Below are 16,038 nucleotides of genomic sequence, written 5' to 3'. Positions count from 1 at the left end.
CCACACCACCACCGAGGAGACCGAGGATGACCCGGCCCACCAGCCCACCGTCCGCAGACGCCACTGCCGCGCGCCATTCACGTACCCACACCTGGGCACCGCCGACCAGCTACGCCGACGCCGGCCCGCACTCAGGCCTCGAACTGCTCCGGCGCAGCCTCGATGGCCACTACCCGCAAGCGCCGATCTGCGGGACTCTCGGCTTCCGCCTCGTGGAGGCCGACGAGGGCCGCGCCGTCTTCGAGGGCGAGCCCGGCGAGCACCTGCTCAACCCGATGGGCAGCGTCCACGGCGGTTTTCTGGCCACACTGCTCGACTCGGCCCTCGGCAGCGCGGTCATGACGACGCTGTCGCCCGGCCGCGCGTACACCACCATCCAGCTCGGGGTGAATCTTGTGCGCCCGGTGTTCGCCGACACGCAGACCCTGCGCTGTGAAGGCACTGTCATCCACGTCGGCCGTACGACGGCGACCGCCGAGGCACGGGTGGTCGGCGCCACCGACGCCAAGCTGTACGCGCATGCCACCACGACCTGCGCGGTCTTCACCTGGCGGGACACGGCCTGAACCCGGAGGATCCAGCGCATGAAGCCGACGACGGTCGTCAACCTCAAGGGCCATCGCGACGACCCCGACTACGCACGTCGTGTACGTGGGCCGCGCCATGCACCGCGGCGGCTGGCACCTCGACGGCTCCCCCCTGGCGAGCCCGTTCCGCCCCGGCCCCGACGGCACCCGCCAAGAGGTCCTCGAGAAGTACCGCACCCACCTGCTGTCCCGCCCGGACCTCCTCGCGCTCCTCCCCGCCCTGCACGGCCACAGACTCGGCTGCTGGTGCGCACCGGAACGCTGCCACGCCGAGGTCATCGCGGAACTGGCGGACGAGACCGGCGGCCCCTAGGAACGCGAAGCATTCCAAAGAGCCTGCCGCCGATGAGCCGGCCGCCGATGTGGACAGTCCCCGTTCTGTGGGCCGTCGGTGGCAAAGCAGCCCGCGCCCCCTTGCGCCTGCCGTCGGACTCCCACACCGCGCTGAACAATCGCCATGGTCAAGGCGTATGGACGCGTCTCAGTGGACTGAGGGGAACGACCGATGGACAGAGCGGGACATCCGGATCGCAGAGCTCTGCTCGTCGGCGGACTCGGGGTCGCCACGGTCACGCTTGCGGGGTGCTCGTCGACGAGCGCCGCTCCGTCGGCGACCAGCGCTTCGCCGGAAGCGCGACCGGCCACGCCCGCCGCGGCATTCGCGAGACTGATGGAGGGCAACAAGCGCTGGGTGAGCGGAGATCTTCGACACCCCGACCGGGATCCGAACCGGCGCCAGTTCGTATCCGAGAAGCAGGAACCCTTCGGGGCGATCCTCTCGTGCATCGACTCCCGGGTGCCGCCTGAACTCCTCTTCGACACCGGGCTGGGCGACCTTTACGTGATGCGCACGGGCGGGGAGGCGGTCGGCCCGGTGGTCACGGGTTCCGTGGAGTACGGGCCCATGACGAGTGGCACTCCGCTCATCGTGGTCCTCGGGCATCAGCGTTGCGGCGCCGTCGAGGCGGCGTACAAGTCCATCCGTGACGGCAAACCGCTGCCCGGCAACCTGGAGGCGATCGCCAAGGCTCTGCGGCCGGCGTACGAGCAGGCAGTCAGGGAAGGCGGTGCCGACCCGGTCGAGACCATGGCCCGCGCCCAGGTCAGGCTGACCGCGGACGACCTGCGCTCCAACCAGGACCTGGCCCCGCTCGTGGAAAAGGGCGCCCTTGCCGTGGTCGGCGCCTACTACTCGCTCGACTCCGGCAAGGTGGAAGTCCTGACCGGCGCGCCTTCCTGACCGGTCGGACGAGACGGACGTGCGCAGAGAGCCCTGCCTGCGCTCAGCCGGTCTTGCCCCACCCGCCCTCAGGGCCGACGCTCTAGGCTGAGGAATCAGTCGAACAGAGGATGCGGTGTATGGACGGCTGGCTGTGGTTGCTGATCCCTGGCGTGATATTCGGCGGAAGCTGGGCCAGTAACAGCGTCCGAAGGGCCTTGAAGACCCGGCACAAGCGGAGGCTGGAGCTACTCAGGGCCACCGAACGCCGGCAGCTCGCGCTGGAAGCGGCTGATCGACCTCCAGAACCTGTGTGTGGTTGCACCCACCATCTGGCCAAGCACGACAGACAGGGTAAGTGCCACGAGGTGGTCGAGGCTCCAACCGCCTGGGACGCCGAGCGTAAGCCCGTCCAGTACGAGCCCCGGCAATGCAACTGTCAGCAGTACATAGGGCCTGAACCACTGGGGACGGTCTTCGCGGCGGAGATCATCGCCCCCTCTTAGCGCCGGGCCGCCGCGGACCTGTTGCGGCAGGTAAGGAACCCTCAGAACTGCGTCAGCGTCCCTGCCGCCTGCACCTTCCGCTCCGCACGCACGAACACCCATCGGCCGAAAAAGAGACAGCCGAGCGAGGTCACCAGGAGGGCCGTCACCTGGGACTGGCGCGCTGTCTGGGGTCTGTTTCTCACACCCGAAGGCCCCGCAGGGATGGAAGGCCGAGCCGTGCCCGAATCCGACAGCGCCGTCGTCGGCATGAGAACCAACGCGAAGGCGTGTATCGCCGGCGTGTTCACCTACCCCGGCGAGAGCCCATCGGCTGTGTCCGGTGTCCCCGCGTTGACGTACGCCCCGATCGGCCGCCCGCCGGCTGAGTTTCAGGAGTGGAGGTTCCCCCGAGCCAGCCATGCCGATGAGCTCGGTGCTCCTTTGGCACCCGCTCCGGGTGTGCGCCTGCACATCACGGCACCCTCAGAACGCTCCAGCACGGGAATAGCCAAGAGGGCAGGACTCCCGAAGTCCTGCCCTCTTCTGACCTCGCCGTTCGACGGATCACCTCACGTACAGTATGCACTCCGTCACACGTTGTAGCGGAACTCTACGAAGACGCTTTGACCTGCAGAAACGCGCCGCAATCCAGCACCTATCCAGCACGGGAGCAACGGCAGCACGAAGCCCCTGTACGGCTGTCCTCCGCTCCGTGCTCGGACCACCAATGCCACCGACAGCCGCACGAACACATCCCGATCAGCAGTGGATTTTAGGCCGGCCACACAGTTCATAGACATGTATCGCTGGCTACTCTCGCACCTTCAAGCCCAAAACCTCACCGGCGGACAGCCTCACCGCAGTACAGCTACTGGCATACGTCAGCGCAAAAGCACGACGGTCACAAGTGCGCTGTCACCGCACTCGGCAAGGCGTGCGCGAAAGTGATCCCATTCACCGGGACGGGAGCAATGGTGAAAGGAAGCGGCTCGGCTCGCCGTGCCAGGTGATGGCGAGCGCGTCGCGAGCGCGGGTCGCCGCGACGAAGAGCAGCGACCGTGCGCGGTGCAGTTCTCGCCGGTGGCGGCTCGGATCCGTGTGCTCCCAGTCGTCCACGGAGGCCCGCGGAACCAGCCCCTCGGCCGCCCCGGCGATGATCAGACAGCGGTATTCCAGCCCTTTGAAGCGGTACATGGTGCCGATGTGGACGCCCTGGTCGCCGCGCGGGCCGTCCTGTGTGATCTCCGACGGGGTGATGCCGCTCCGCGCGAGATGGTCGGCGAGCTGGGTGACCATGTCGTTGGTCGGGACGCAGATCGCCGTGGCCTCCCGGGGCACGTCGTGCCAGGCCCGCAACTGCTCGACGACGAGGTCCATCTCTTCGTCCCAGCTCCGTGCGCCGCGGAACGACGGTTCCGTGCCGTGGAGGACCGAGCGGTAGCCGGCGAGCGTGTCGGTGTCGCCGTCGAGGTCGTCGTAGTCGGCGTCGCCCAGGACCCGGATGGCGTCGCGCAGGATCTCCCGGGTCGTGCGGTAGCTGAGGGTCAGCCGGGAGGACCTGCCGCGGATGTGGACGCCGAGGCTGCCGAGGGTGACCTGGTTGTCGTAGATCCGCTGGTGGGTGTCGCCGACGAGGAAGATGTCGTCGGGCTCGGACGGCACCATGGCGCGCAGCATCTTCCAGTGGGCGGCGCTGAGGTCCTGTGCCTCGTCGACCACGATGTGCCGGTACCGGTAGCGCAGCCAGGCGCCGGAGCCGGCCTCGACGTGGAGGTTGGGCAGGCCGCCCCGCTCCTCGCGTTCCTCCGCGCGCCGGTCGATGCGGGCCTTGCGGGCCATCTCCAGCCGCGCGGCCCGCTCGGCGACCTGACGGTGGGTCTCCAGGCCCTTGGTCTCAAGCCGCTGGGTGAAGCGCTCGGCCAGCTGCCAGATGCCGGCGCGTTCGGCGCGGGTGACGCTGCGGCCCCGCCCCGCGCGGCGGGTCTGGAAGTAGTCGCTCCGGGAGGACACGGCCTGGCCGAGGATGACCTGGTTCCACTCGTCGCTGAGGAACTCGGCGTTCCAGCGGGTCTCCCCGGTCTCCACCAGCAGTTCCCGCCACTCGCGGAGGGCCGACGTGTCGTCGATCCGCCGCTTGGCGTTGCCCGGGTCGGCCTCGCTGACGATGCGGGTGGCGAGCTGGTCGACATGGGCGATGTCGACGCGCGCCAGGACGTCGGGTCCGCCGAGTGAGAGCAGCCGGGCCCGCAGGTCGGCGGCGAGGTTCCGGTTGAAGGTGGTGAGGAGTACGGGCTTGGTGTGGCCGGGGGGGAGTTGGCTCACCAGATGGCAGACACGGTGGAGGGCGACGATCGTCTTGCCGGTTCCCGGCCCGCCGCCGACCCGGGCGGGGCCGGAGTACCGCCGTCGGACCAGCTTCTCCTGAGTGGGGTGGAGGAAGATCTTCCAGCGGCCGAAGTCGCCCTCCTCCAGGATGCTCTGGAGGGATTCGTCATCGGTGATCACCGCGGTCTGGGAGCGGTCGACGGCCGCCTGCCAGTCGTCGGCGTCGAGGTTCCGCTCGGGCTCGGCCACCGCGACGGGCGCGGTCACCTGCTCCATGACCTCTTCGTACGGGACGCCGTCGCGCAGTCGGAGGAGGACCTCCCCGGTGTGGCGAGGCGCGTACTCGGCGAGGCCGAGCAGTTCGTCGTCCGTGGTGAGCTTCCGGACGATGGGGATGAGGGGCTCGGTGACACCGAGATCCGCGAGCTGTCGGTCGGTGTAGGCACCGAAGAGCGGTTCCTCGGGCGGCTGCGATCCGACCGGTTCGGGGGCGGGAGCGGAGGGCGGCGCCGCCACGGGCGCGGGCGCGGCGGGCGGTGTGAGGCCGCGGCGCAGCAGGCTCTCCTCGACGACCTGGAGGTCGACGTACTCGATGGCGCCGGTGATGTGGTTGATGCCGTAGTTGAAGCGGTCCAGGTTCTTGTGGACATGCCCGCGGTGTTTGACCGAGACGAGCAGCCAGTCGTCACCGCCGAGGCGGATCATCAGCGCCCGCCACTCCCGGTTGACGCGCGCCGACCAGAGGCGGTCGTGACCTTCCAGCGGTTTGAGGTCGAAGCCGCCGGCGTCGGGATTGCGGCGGAAGTCGTGCTGGAACTTGTAGAACGCCCCGAGGACCGCGCGGTCCAGCTTGACGATCTCCTTGTCCGCCTTGTCGAGCAGGCGCAGGGTCACGCCCGTCCGCGGCGTGCTGGTGACCGTCATCGCTCGTTCTCCCCGTGGTCGTTCGTGGTTCCGTCCGCGTCGCCCCGCACCAGCGTGGCGAGTTCGTCGGCGTTCCATTCCGTCGCGGTACGGACCTGCCAGCCCGCGTCGCGGTAGGCGGCGTCCCGTTGTTCGGCATCGATGTCCCGGCTGCTCCCCGGGTCCGGGCGGTGGGCGAGGACGACGCCCACGCGCCGGGCGGGCCAGGCGAGTTCGGCGGGCCAGGCGGCCGCTCCCAGCTCGTAGCCGGCCTCGGGAGCGGGAATGCCCCGGTTCGCCAGCGCACCGGCGAGCGCGTCCAGCCCCGGATCGTCGACGAGGAACTCGATGACCTCGTCCCAGCCGGGATCACGGACGAGCGCGGCGGGGGCGGCAGCCGCCGGCCCCTGCCGGTCCGCCGACGGCTCGGGGGCCTCCGGTGCCGGCTCGTGCGCGCGCCGCTGGGAGGTGAGCCATCCGGCTCCACCAGTGACCGCCAGTTCGGCCGGGTCGAATCCGGGCAGCATGCCGGTCGTGAGCTGGACCCCGTCCCCCTCCCCCGCGTCGAGGAACTGGATCAGGTTGCTCCAGTAGAGCCACGCCTGCCAGCGCCTGCGATGGGCGGTCTCGTCGGACGCGACCGTGTCGGGGCTGTCGTCGAGGACGGTCAGAGCCGTCCAGACCGCTCCGCTCTGCCCCCTGCGCAGGTCGAGCGTGATGGTGAGCGGGCATCCCGAGGCGTCCCGGGTCGCCATGACCTGGACGGCTCCCTGCCCTCCCGCCAGCCGTCGCCCGTGCAGCGCCTCGCTGATCCTGCGCCCGGTCTCCGCGCCGTCGGCGAGCGCCCGGCTGGTCGCCGAGACGGCCGCGAAGCCCGCGAGGGCGCTCTGGACACGGCGCTGCCAGGCGCCCGGGTCCGGGTCGGTGAGGTATCCGATCAGCGTCTCGACCGGGTTGGCCCACACCAGGCGCGTCAGGTCGCGGGTGTCGCCCGCGTGCATGCGCCGGTGGACGTCCATAGCGGTCTTCTGCGCGGTGTTCGGGTACGGCTTCCACACCGGGTCGGCCTGCGGACCGGAGCGTCCCGTCCAGGCCTGTACGTCGTCCCAGGTGAGCTGGAAGACCTGCCAACCGTCGGCGCGCAGCCGGGTGCGCTTCGCCGCGTCCTCCTCGGCGGTGAGGTGAGCGGGGCTCGCGTGGTAGCGGTAGCCGTCGAGGTAGACGGCCACCCTGCGGTCGTCGTCGGTGCTGCGGAAGACCACGTCCGGGCGGGTGAAGCCGAGCGGGGTCTGGGTCTCCATCTGCCAGCCGCGGACGGTCCCGTCGGGTGCGGTGAAGCGCAGGTTGGTGTCCCTGGTGCCGTCGGCGGTGAGCGCGGTGCGGACGCTGACGTCGTCCACGCGGTCGGCCCATTCCAGCAGCCCGCGCCGGAAGAGGGCCTCCAGTTCGCTCTCCACCTGGTGCACGAGGGTGATGTCCCGGGTGGCGGCCACCGGTTCGGTGCTCCAGCGGTCCGCCGTGCGGCCGAACAGCTCGCCGAGCATGTCGAGGGCGTGCTCTCGGCTCACGAGCTCGTACTCGCCGTCGGTGACGTGGCGGAGCAGACAGCGGTGGCAGGCCGGCCGCCCCTGGCCCGCGCACACGCAGGTCTCGATCACATGCCTTGCGTCCTCCAGGACGCCCCGCAGAGCGTCGCGGCCGGCGAGGCGGTGCAGGTACCCGGTGCCGCCGGGCAGCGTGTCGTACAGGACGAGGAAGTGGCGGCGGAGCGGGCTGTCGCCGCCTTCCTCGGGCATGGAGTCGGTGACGACGGCGAGGTGGTCGGGGTCGCCGCCGTAGCTGCGGGCGATTCCGGCCAGGAGCAGCGCCTTGAAGGACGCGAGCCGTTCCTTGGTGTGCGCGGTGACGGCGGGGATGAGGACGCGCAGGGCGTCGGTGCGCAGCTCGTGGGCGAGCAGGACCCGCTCGCCTCGCCGTGCGACGTCGGCTCCTGCTCGTCGCCGGGGGCACCAGGGCCGGTGGTACCGGGCATGGGCCGTCGCGTCGGAGGCGTCGTGGGCGGCGGGGCCGCCGTCCGGGTCGGCGAAGCCGCACGCGTCGCAGACCCAGAACGGGTTGAGGCGGACCTCCTGCCCGGCGAAGGTCGAGTCGGTTCCCCCGTCCACGCGGGTGGCTCCGACGTTGATGTGCCGGATCCGCGCCTGCCGGGTGAACTCCCATCCGAAGGTGGCGTGTTCGTGCTTCCAGGCCTGTTCGATGTCGTGCGCGTCGATGTCCACGGCCGGGACGACGGTGTAGTGCCGTCTCTCGCGCTCGTCGCTGTCGTCGCGTACGCGGACGTCGTCGCGTTCGTCGCGGGAGGTGACCCGGCGCGGTACGAGGACCTTGTGCAGGCAGCCGATGTCGCCGATGGCGGCGGACCGGCAGCGGGGGCAGGGGGAGGCGTCCTGTTCGGCGCGGTGGGTGCGGACGTGGCCGCAGTCGGGGCAGACGCGCCACCAGAGCCAGGCCGGGCGTCCGGGGCTGCCGATGTCAAGGCCGGTGACGCGGTGCTTGTATCCCTGGACGTAGTAGTGGTTGCCGGGGGCGAACTCGGAGAGGGCGAGGCGGGCGGGGCGGCTGTGGCGCAGGGTCTTGCTGTGGTTGGTGCGGGCCTCGTCGGCTGTCTTCTCCGTCCAGGTGAGCGTGGCCTCCAGCTCGGTGGTCGAGTCGATCAGGCTGTAGTTCGGCAGCAGGCCGAGGTCGACCAGGGCCCCGTGGGCGGTGGTGCGGCTGATCTCCCGGGACACGCGTGCCACGTCCCGGCGCTCGGCCCGCAGTTCACGTCCCTGCCGCTCGTGGTCGGGGTCGCCGGCGACGAGCAGGCCGTGGGCCCGGTCGATGGCCTCGGTCCGGCGCTGGAGGTCGGCGCGTCGGTCCTCCCAGCGTCGGCGTGCCGTGTCGAGGGCGGCGCCGAGTCCGTCCTCGCCGGGGTCGGTCGCGTAGGTGACGAGGGCGGCACGGGCCTGGGGGCTGACTCCGGTGCCTCGGCTCTCGTCGTAGGGAGGGAACAGGTCCAGGAAGCCCTGCACGAGCCGTGCGCCGGCGGCGAGGGCGGCTTCGGCGAACTCGGCCTGCCACGCCGAGGCTCCGAAGAGTTCGGTGGCGCGTCCGGGCAGGGGCCGCAGGGGCGTCCCGTCGGGGGCGGTCAGCCGTCCGGCGCCGGCGAGGTCGAGGAGGTGGGCCAGGTACTGGCGGCGCAGGATCTCGGCGGCGGACAGGTAGCAGCCGGGGGGCAGGACCTCTCCGGCGATCATGAGCCGGGGTTCTTCGAGGTAGTAGCGGTCGCGGGGGCCGCGGTCGACCATGGTGAGCAGGTAGGCGTTGCCGGTGGAGCGCCCCGCGCGGCCCACACGCTGGATGTAGTTGGCGGGCCCCTTCGGCAGCGAGGCGAGGACGACGGCCGACAGGTCGCCGATGTCGATGCCGAGTTCGAGGGTGGGGGTGCAGGACAGCACCTGCGGGTTGGCGTAGTGGACGCGGGTGCCCTCGCGGAACGCCTTCTCCACCGCCTCCCGCTTGGCGCGGCTGAGGGTGCCGGTGTGCTCGGCGGTGTTGATGGTGAAGACGCCGGCCTCACGGTACATACGGCGGTAGAAGTCGTCCGTGAAGTCCCGCTGCCGCAGTCCGCTGTCGAGGTCGCGGCCGGTGCCGAGGGTGCCGCCGCACCGGTAGCGGGGACATGGCTGCCCGTGCCACTGGTCGGCGAGGTCGGGGTGGATGGTCTGTTCCCAGAAGCACCGGGGGCAGTGCGCGGTGGCGTCGGGCAGCGTGTCTTTGGCGAGGGCGCGGACCTGAATGTGGCCGGGCTGGAGTCCGTAGACGCGGGTGGCGCCGTCGAGCGCCGTGCGTGCGGACACGACGCCCGTGTCGGCGAGCGCGGGGAGCAGCCGGGTCAGGAAGACACCGGCCGCCTCGGGGCGCAGTCCGAGGGCGCGAACGGCCCAGTCCTGGTACCAGCCGAGCCGGCCGGTGAGGACGTCGAAGTCCTCGCTGCCCTGTTTGGGGGTGCCGAGCAGGAAGGCGGGGGCGGAGACCCCGCGGGGGAAGGCGGGCATGCCTGTCTCCCGCCCGCCCCAGATCGCCCACCGGCGCACCCCGGCCTGGTCCAGCCAGGGGTCCAGCCAGGCGTGGCGGACGGCTCCCCGGATCCGCATCCGCTCCAGCATCCCCCGGACGAAACCGGTGTACTGGTCGGGTCCGGGCGCCGAGCCGTCGGGCAGCGCGATCTCTCCGGGGGTGGTGAGGAGGATCTCCCGTACGAGGTCGGCCACGGCATCGGGGTCCTGGAGGGGCACGTCGGCGGCGACGGTGCGGGTGAGTTCCAGGGTGCGGCCCTGCCGGGAGCGGAGGCCGAACTCCATGACGGTGGCGAACGCCAGGCGTTGCGCGATCAGTTCCCAGGTGGCGCGGGACCCACGGCTGCGTCCGGAGAGCAGTGTGTCCACACCCCGGACGAGGTGCAGGTCCGGCGGGATGACGGCGGCCTGCACGGCCTTGCTGTCGACGACGTCCGCGATGAGGTCGGCAGCGAGGTCGTTCAGGGTGACCGGCTCGTCCTCGCCGATGCGGCTGGCGAGCAGGGCGCGCAGGGAGAAGGTGTAGGAGCGGCTGGCGACGTATCCGGCGCGGTGGGCGGCGTCCTGGACGGAGTCGTTGAAGAGGAGGGTCTTGTCCTCGCCCAGGTTCTTGTCCAGTTCGCCGCCGGTGAAGAGCTGGGTGACGGCGGCGGCGGCGAGCGCGGCGAGACCGGTGCCGAGGTAGCGGATGGAGTTGAAGGTGCGGCAGGCCGGGCACTGGTCGCGTTCGGCCGCCCGGTCGCCGTCGAGATCGGCGTGGACGAAGGCGGCGTTGTGCAGGGGCCTGGGCCTGCTCGTTCCCTCGCCGTCCTCGGGGGCGGTGAAGTCGGTTTCGGGCGCCAGCGGCCGGAGCCGTCCCCCCATGCCTTCCAGGACCATGACGGCGGGTCCGCCGCGCCGGCGGTCCGGGCCGGCGGCGAAGGCGGCCTCGTGCACCTCCCGGGGGGTCGCGGCGATCATGTTGCGCACCCGGCGCTTGTCGCGGCCGACGGAGGCCCGGCGGATCTTCGTGGCGTTCAGGTCGAGGTGGGCGGGGTCGACCTCCGGCGAGTACGCGGCCCAGCCGGAGCGTCCGCATTCGCGGCAGAACACGGCGGGCAGGAAGACCTGGGCGGGCGGCGGCGCGCTGTCGTCGGCGGGGGCGGGGGCCTGCCCGGCGGCGTCGAGCGGCACGGACGGGCCCTCCCCGTCGTACGGCGACGGCCTGGCACCGGAGTTCCGGCCCGCACGGGCCAGCGCGCCGCCGGAGGTCACCCGTTCGTCGTCCCAGCGGAACTCGGCGCGTGCGGCGCTGATGCCGCGCAGCACACGGGAGACCGAGCGGACCCAGTGGTGGATCTCGATGGACAGCAGGGGCCGTCCGGGCTGCTCCGGGTCGCGGGCGTACGACAGGAGGGCGAGGTAGCGGGCGAGTGCGCGGGCGGCGAGGCCCGGCCGCTGCTGTACGGCCATGCCCCAGTGGTAGGCGTAGCGGGGCAGCACCTCGGTGATCTCGGCGAGGGTCCTGGGGGTGCCGTCGAGGATCTCCAGGACGGCGGAGGTGAGCCGGTGCCGGCGCAGGACGGCTCCGAGTTCCTCGGGTGTGGGTCCGCTCAGACCGGTGAACGCGGCGACGAGGCCGTCCATGGCGCCCGGGTCGCGGGTGGGGTCGCCGAGGGCGTCGACCTCCTGGGGCGAGGGGAACGGCAGGGAGAAGTCGCTCTCGCCGGTGAAGTCCTTCACCGAGCGCCGGTCCTCGCCGACGACCGCGTCGGGTGGGAACGGCACGCCGAAGACCTGCTCGGCGACCTCCAGCATGCCGGGCCGCCCAGCCTCGCCCCGCCTGCCGCTTCCCGGGCCGCTGACGTCCGGACCGCTCTCGCCGAGGGTGGCGGAGGTGGCGACGGGGCAGACCGGCCCCAGGGGCCGGCCGGGTTCGGCGAGCCCGGTGACCGACCCGAGGCGGCGCAGCAGCATGGCGACGTCGGTGCCCTGCGCGCCGTCGTAGGTGTGGAACTCGTCGAGCACGACGTACGCGAGCGGGGAGTCCTGCCACAGCCGCTGGTCCTCGGACCGCTGGAGGAGCAGGTCGAGCATCTTGTAGTTGGTGATCAGGATGTCGGGCCTGGTGCGGCGGATCTCGTCCCGGTCGACGGCGATCGCGGGGTTGGCCTGCTTGAACTCCTGGGACGACTTGTCGCCGATGTAGAGCGCGGCCCGCACGCCGGCGTCACGCAGCCGGGTGTCCTTCCGGTCGTCGAGGCGCTTGCCGATCCGGTGGGCCTGGTCGGTGGCGAGGGCGTTCATGGGGTAGAGCAGGATCGCCTTGACGCCCTCCCGGCCGGCCTCGCGCTCCCGGAGGCAGTGGTCGAGGATCGGGACCAGGAACGACTCGGTCTTGCCCGATCCGGTTCCCGTGGTGACGAGGGTGGGCCGCGCCGGGCCGTGCAGGGTGGACAGCCGCTCCCAGGCGCGTTCCTGGTGGCGGTACGGGGTCAGGTCGGGGTGCCAGGCCAGGTGCCGCTTCCAGTCCTCGCCCGCGGCGGTCCTGAACGGCGTGCGGACACGGAGGTAGGGGCCGCGGAAGATGCCGTCCTCGGCGTCGCCGAGGAAGCCCTCCAGGGCGCGGCGGGTGGACTCGTCGGCCAGCGCGTACGTCGTCGCGAGGTACTGGCTCAGACTGGCCCGTACCTGGTCGGCGGCGAGGGTGGGACGCACGCGCGGTTCCTCCTTGGTGCGGATGGTGCTGGTGGGAGCGGGCGGGCCGAGGGTGCCCGGTCACCGCCCTACGGTAACGGCGGCCGGTCCAGCAACCCGCGATGCTCCTCAGATACCGAGCTTTCGCCCAATATGGGCGACATGAACCTTCCGAGTGGTCTTCACGAACCGGAAGTGCACTCGCCCCTCGTCGGGCGTGAAGCGGAGGTGGGTATCGAAGGACCGCGTCTCGCCGTCGAAGTCGGCAAAATCGCAGTGGTCGCGCTTGCGGGTCGAGTGCTCTGGAGTCACGAGCGAGCCCCACTGCGGCCCGTCGGGCTCGGCCGCGGCGTCCCAGAGCAGGACCGCACGGTCCATTTCCGCCAGCCGCTTACGGACCGGGTGAACCCAGTACTGCTTCAGCTCCCGCAGCTGAGTTTCGACGCGCGGCAAAAATAGGAGATGGGGAAAGAGGTCGGCGCACCGCTCCCACAGCTCGACCCCGGTCCGGATGGAGCTCAGGTCGCCACGCAGGGCGGCTTCGGCCTGCTCGCGGATCCACGGGCGGTGCGCCTCTACATGCTCCCGAGATGCTAAGTGCCGGAGCTCGACCTCGGCGATTACAGCGCCGACGTCCTCGTCGTCCACGAGCTGCTCCTGGATCAGGGTGAGCCGGTCGGCGTCCCAACGGTCCTCCAACAACAAGGAGATACCAACCCCACCCATGAGATGGGCAAAGCCTAGCTCGGGCGCGGGCTCCCCCTCGTGACTGTGCGCGACATCGGAGAACGTCTCGCCGTCGGGAAACACCTTCTGGTGGGGCCACTTCGTCTGCATTTTGAGCAGGAACGCCCACAGGCCGCCCTTGGCGCTGGACGTCCCGGCCCATCTGCTCACGTGATGCCCCTGGGCCAGTTGCAGCGCCTTCAGGGACTCCCGCATGACGAGTTCCGTGCCCTGTCGGTCCTCTTTGGCGACGCTGATAATGGCCTTCACCAGTTCGGTCATGGCGCGGTTGACCCGTTCCGGATCAGCCGTCGTCTCACAGGACTTCTGGTTCAGGAACAGTTGCGGCATGTATCCCCCTCCGCGACAAAGTGTGTTTCCCCGCCTCCCCAGGCGGGCTTCAGTCGATGAGCTGTTCGAGCGTGTTCTCCAGCTCGTCGAAGAAGCCCGAGGGCCACTGGTCGAGCATGCCGTCCGCGTCGACCTGAGGACTGACGAAGTCCACGCCGGTGCCGTCACCGCGGAAGTAGTGGAACACTGCCTGCCCGGGAGCGAGCCGCTTCTGCTTGACGGCGAGCCGCACCCCGTTGATCACGTGGTCACTGTGCGTCTCCATGATCACCTGGGCGCCCTGCGCGGCGGCCGCCGCGGCGAGGGTGGCCATCTGGGTCTGCCCCTGCGGGTGCAGGTGCGCCTCCGGGTTCTCCAGGAGGATCAGGGCGCCGGGGCGGGCGCTCAGACAGGCCACGACGATGGGCAGAACGTAGGTGAGACCGAAGCCGACGTTGCTGGGGCGGCGGCGCTTGGTGGCACCCAGCGTGCCCTGGAAGCCGTACGAGAGGCTCACGACGTCGGTGCCCTTGATGGGCTCGGCCTCGATGTCCACCCCGGGGCAGAGGTCGCCCATCCAGGCGGCGGCCTGGGCGATCAGGTTATTGGAGACAGCCTTCGGGTGGCGGAGTGGACCTGCCGGAACCGTTTCCTCGCGGTGGTGGCGCAGGAAGTTGACGGTGTGTTCGCCGCGTACGCCGAGGAAGCCGCGGCCGATCGCCACCTGGTGGTCGCGCGGGTAGAACTCGGCGGGCGAGATGCGGTCGGCGTGCAGGTACTGGAACGGGGCGGTGAAGAACGCCGGGGTCACGGCCTCGGGGCCGGCCGGCCGTTCCCGTCCGCCCTCGGAGGTGTCGGGCAGTTCGACGTCGAGCAACGGCAGGAGATTCTGCTCGGGCTCGTACTCGGCGGTCCACCCGTAGTGGTACGGCCCTTCGTCCACGGCGAGGCCGATCCGGGGTTCGTCCTCAGTGAAGTCCTCGTGGAGGACGTCCTCTCCGGTGCCGAGGCCGACGAGTTCGCCGTTGAGCAGGAAACCCTGGTTGGTGACGCTCGTGCGGAGTCCGGCCCGGCGCGCTTCGGGCAGCAGCGCGGAGACCGCCAGGTCACCGGACTCGTAGGACTGACGCAGCAGGGCGAGGGACTGGAGGACGCTGCTCTTGCCGGACGAGTTGAGCCCGGTGAGGAGAGTGAGGGGCCCGAGCGGGATCTCCGCGTGCTGGAACGCCTTGTAGTTGTGCAGCGTCAGTCGGTCGATCACTGTTCGGCCACCCCTCGGACCAGTCGTGCCACTTCCTGGAATCGGGTGCGGATCCTCGCCGGGTCCCCTGTGCTGACGGAGATCGCCCGGTCGAAGTCCCAGTCGTCCATGAGCTCGAAGAACCTGGCGTGCACCTTCGCCCGCGACGCTACCAGTCTGTCCCGTTCCTGATCGTCGAGTGTCGCGAGATGGACGGAGATCGTCTCGAACAGCGCCTTGTTGATGACGGAGGAACTGCGCTTCCCTCCACGCCACTTACGGAAGGCGTGGTCGCCGAACAGATCCCGCGCGCACCTCATGGCCACCCGGAACTCCCGCGTGTACTGATCCCGTTGCTCTTCCGTCAGGGCGTTGATCCGGTACATCGCGCTGATGAGGAAGTTGCCGAAGTCCTTCTCGCTGTGCGCGGCCGGATTGGTCATGCGGAAGGCGAGGAAGCGCAGCACCATTTCCCGGTCGTCCATCCGTTCGTCGGACACGCTCCACCGGGTGGCCTCGCCGAAGGCCGGGTCCTCGGCGAGGTCGGCGAGGAAGGTCCGGACGGGCCCGCTCACCAGCGCGTGCCTCAGCTCCTGCGGCTTCAGCGGCATACCGCCGGTGTTGATACGGGAGAAGACGTTGTACTTCACCTTCTCCGGGGTGCCCTGCTGCATGATGTGGACGGTCAGCTGCGTCTCGCGCAGCCGGATCTTCAGCCGACCGGTGAGGTCCTGGTACGTGCTGCCGTCGAGCTGCCAGAGGTAGTCCACGCCCCGGAGCGCCAACGGCCCCAGACCGGTGAGCTTGGGCTCCATGAACCGGGCGATCGCGGTGAGCCGCTGGACGCCGTCCACGACGGCCCACTTGTCCTCGTTGCCCTGCGCCATGTGGAAGTTGGAGATCGGGATGCGCAGCAGCAGCGACTCGATCAGCCGGCTCTGCGCGCGGTCGCTCCAGATGCCGGACCGGCGTTGGAAGTCCGGCGCGAGGTCGAGCATGCCCTCCCGCATCCGGGACAGCAGCAGGTCCACCGTGGTGGTCTCGGTGCGGATGCTGATGCTCTCGGGCCGGAAGGGGGCGGAGATGCCGTCCGCGTCCCGGTACTCGCCGCGCTCTTCGTCCTCCTCGTCGGCGGGGAGCTCCAGCTCCACACCGGTCGGCCGGCCGTCGGACCCGATTTCGAGCGGCGGTCCCAGCGACAGGAAGAGCGAGTCCGGCTGGTCGACGTCCTCCGCCACGGCATAGCCCCGGGGCTCCGCCGGCCGGCTCCCTGCGGTGCCTCGGCCGCCCCCGTGGTCCTCGGCCTCGCCCATGCCGCCCGTCGCCCTCCGTCGCCCGCCACGGCCCGATGCCGTGCCCGGCTCAGCCTATAGACGGCGGCCGGGGCTGTCAGCGCGATCGCCCGGCCGCCGCCCGGGGTGTCCGG

Annotated in this window: 8 protein-coding genes and 1 pseudogene; 4 read left to right on the top strand and 5 right to left on the bottom strand. The window is 70.8% G+C overall.

The features are described 5' to 3' along the window. Window positions 1-26 precede the first annotated feature (26 nt). From OG735_RS27660 to OG735_RS27645, 4 genes and pseudogenes are all read left to right on the top strand, one after another. Window positions 27-566 (top strand): PaaI family thioesterase, encoded by a 540-nt coding sequence (locus OG735_RS27660; protein ID WP_327325838.1) that lies wholly within the window; start codon window positions 27-29, stop codon window positions 564-566. Between the two features lie 18 nt (window positions 567-584). Then, window positions 585-900, top strand: a pseudogene (locus OG735_RS27655) (DUF4326 domain-containing protein). 192 nt (window positions 901-1,092) lie between these two features. Beyond that, window positions 1,093-1,827 (top strand): carbonic anhydrase, encoded by a 735-nt coding sequence (locus OG735_RS27650; protein WP_327325837.1) that lies wholly within the window; start codon window positions 1,093-1,095, stop codon window positions 1,825-1,827. Window positions 1,828-1,946: 119 nt separating this feature from the next. After that, the gene (locus OG735_RS27645; RefSeq protein ID WP_327325836.1) at window positions 1,947-2,312 is read left to right on the top strand and encodes a hypothetical protein; all 366 of its coding nucleotides are present in this window, start codon (window positions 1,947-1,949) and stop codon (window positions 2,310-2,312) included. Window positions 2,313-3,248: 936 nt separating this feature from the next. Here OG735_RS27645 and OG735_RS27640 read toward each other — a convergent pair. The 5 genes from OG735_RS27640 to OG735_RS27620 all read right to left on the bottom strand — a co-directional run bounded on the left by OG735_RS27640 (window position 3,249) and on the right by OG735_RS27620 (window position 15,925). Then, complete coding sequence (locus tag OG735_RS27640; RefSeq protein WP_327325835.1) at window positions 3,249-5,543, bottom strand: UvrD-helicase domain-containing protein; 2,295 nt, start codon at window positions 5,541-5,543, stop codon at window positions 3,249-3,251. Then, complete coding sequence (locus OG735_RS27635; protein ID WP_327325834.1) at window positions 5,540-12,337, bottom strand: DEAD/DEAH box helicase; 6,798 nt, start codon at window positions 12,335-12,337, stop codon at window positions 5,540-5,542. The genes OG735_RS27640 and OG735_RS27635 overlap by 4 nt, the downstream gene beginning before the upstream one ends. A 108-nt stretch (window positions 12,338-12,445) precedes the next feature. Next, window positions 12,446-13,393, bottom strand: coding sequence for a hypothetical protein (locus tag OG735_RS27630; protein WP_327325833.1), 948 nt, complete (start codon window positions 13,391-13,393; stop codon window positions 12,446-12,448). Between the two features lie 49 nt (window positions 13,394-13,442). Continuing rightward, on the bottom strand, window positions 13,443-14,633 hold the full coding sequence (locus tag OG735_RS27625) for an AAA family ATPase (protein WP_327325832.1): 1,191 nt from the start codon (window positions 14,631-14,633) through the stop codon (window positions 13,443-13,445). After that, window positions 14,630-15,925 carry a DUF262 domain-containing protein gene (locus OG735_RS27620; protein WP_327325831.1) on the bottom strand — a complete coding sequence of 432 codons (1,296 nt, stop codon included), beginning with the start codon at window positions 15,923-15,925 and terminating at the stop codon, window positions 14,630-14,632. The genes OG735_RS27625 and OG735_RS27620 overlap by 4 nt, the downstream gene beginning before the upstream one ends. Window positions 15,926-16,038 lie beyond the last annotated feature (113 nt).

Source organism: Streptomyces sp. NBC_01210 (genome assembly GCF_036010325.1).
In the GTDB taxonomy this organism is placed as follows: Bacteria; Actinomycetota; Actinomycetes; order Streptomycetales; family Streptomycetaceae; genus Streptomyces.
Note: the sequence above shows the minus strand (reverse complement) of the source record. Positions and strands in the feature narration are given on the sequence as shown.

Bases quoted from the DNA above. Each gene is read 5' to 3' on its own strand.
- OG735_RS27620 (WP_327325831.1), bottom strand. From the start codon at position 15,925: ATGGGCGAGGCCGAGGACCACGGGGGCGGCCGAGGCACCGCAGGGAGC.
- OG735_RS27630 (WP_327325833.1), bottom strand. From the start codon at position 13,393: ATGCCGCAACTGTTCCTGAACCAGAAGTCCTGTGAGACGACGGCTGAT.
- OG735_RS27645 (WP_327325836.1), top strand. From the start codon at position 1,947: ATGGACGGCTGGCTGTGGTTGCTGATCCCTGGCGTGATATTCGGCGGA.
- OG735_RS27640 (WP_327325835.1), bottom strand. From the start codon at position 5,543: ATGACGGTCACCAGCACGCCGCGGACGGGCGTGACCCTGCGCCTGCTC.
- OG735_RS27660 (WP_327325838.1), top strand. From the start codon at position 27: ATGACCCGGCCCACCAGCCCACCGTCCGCAGACGCCACTGCCGCGCGC.
- OG735_RS27650 (WP_327325837.1), top strand. From the start codon at position 1,093: ATGGACAGAGCGGGACATCCGGATCGCAGAGCTCTGCTCGTCGGCGGA.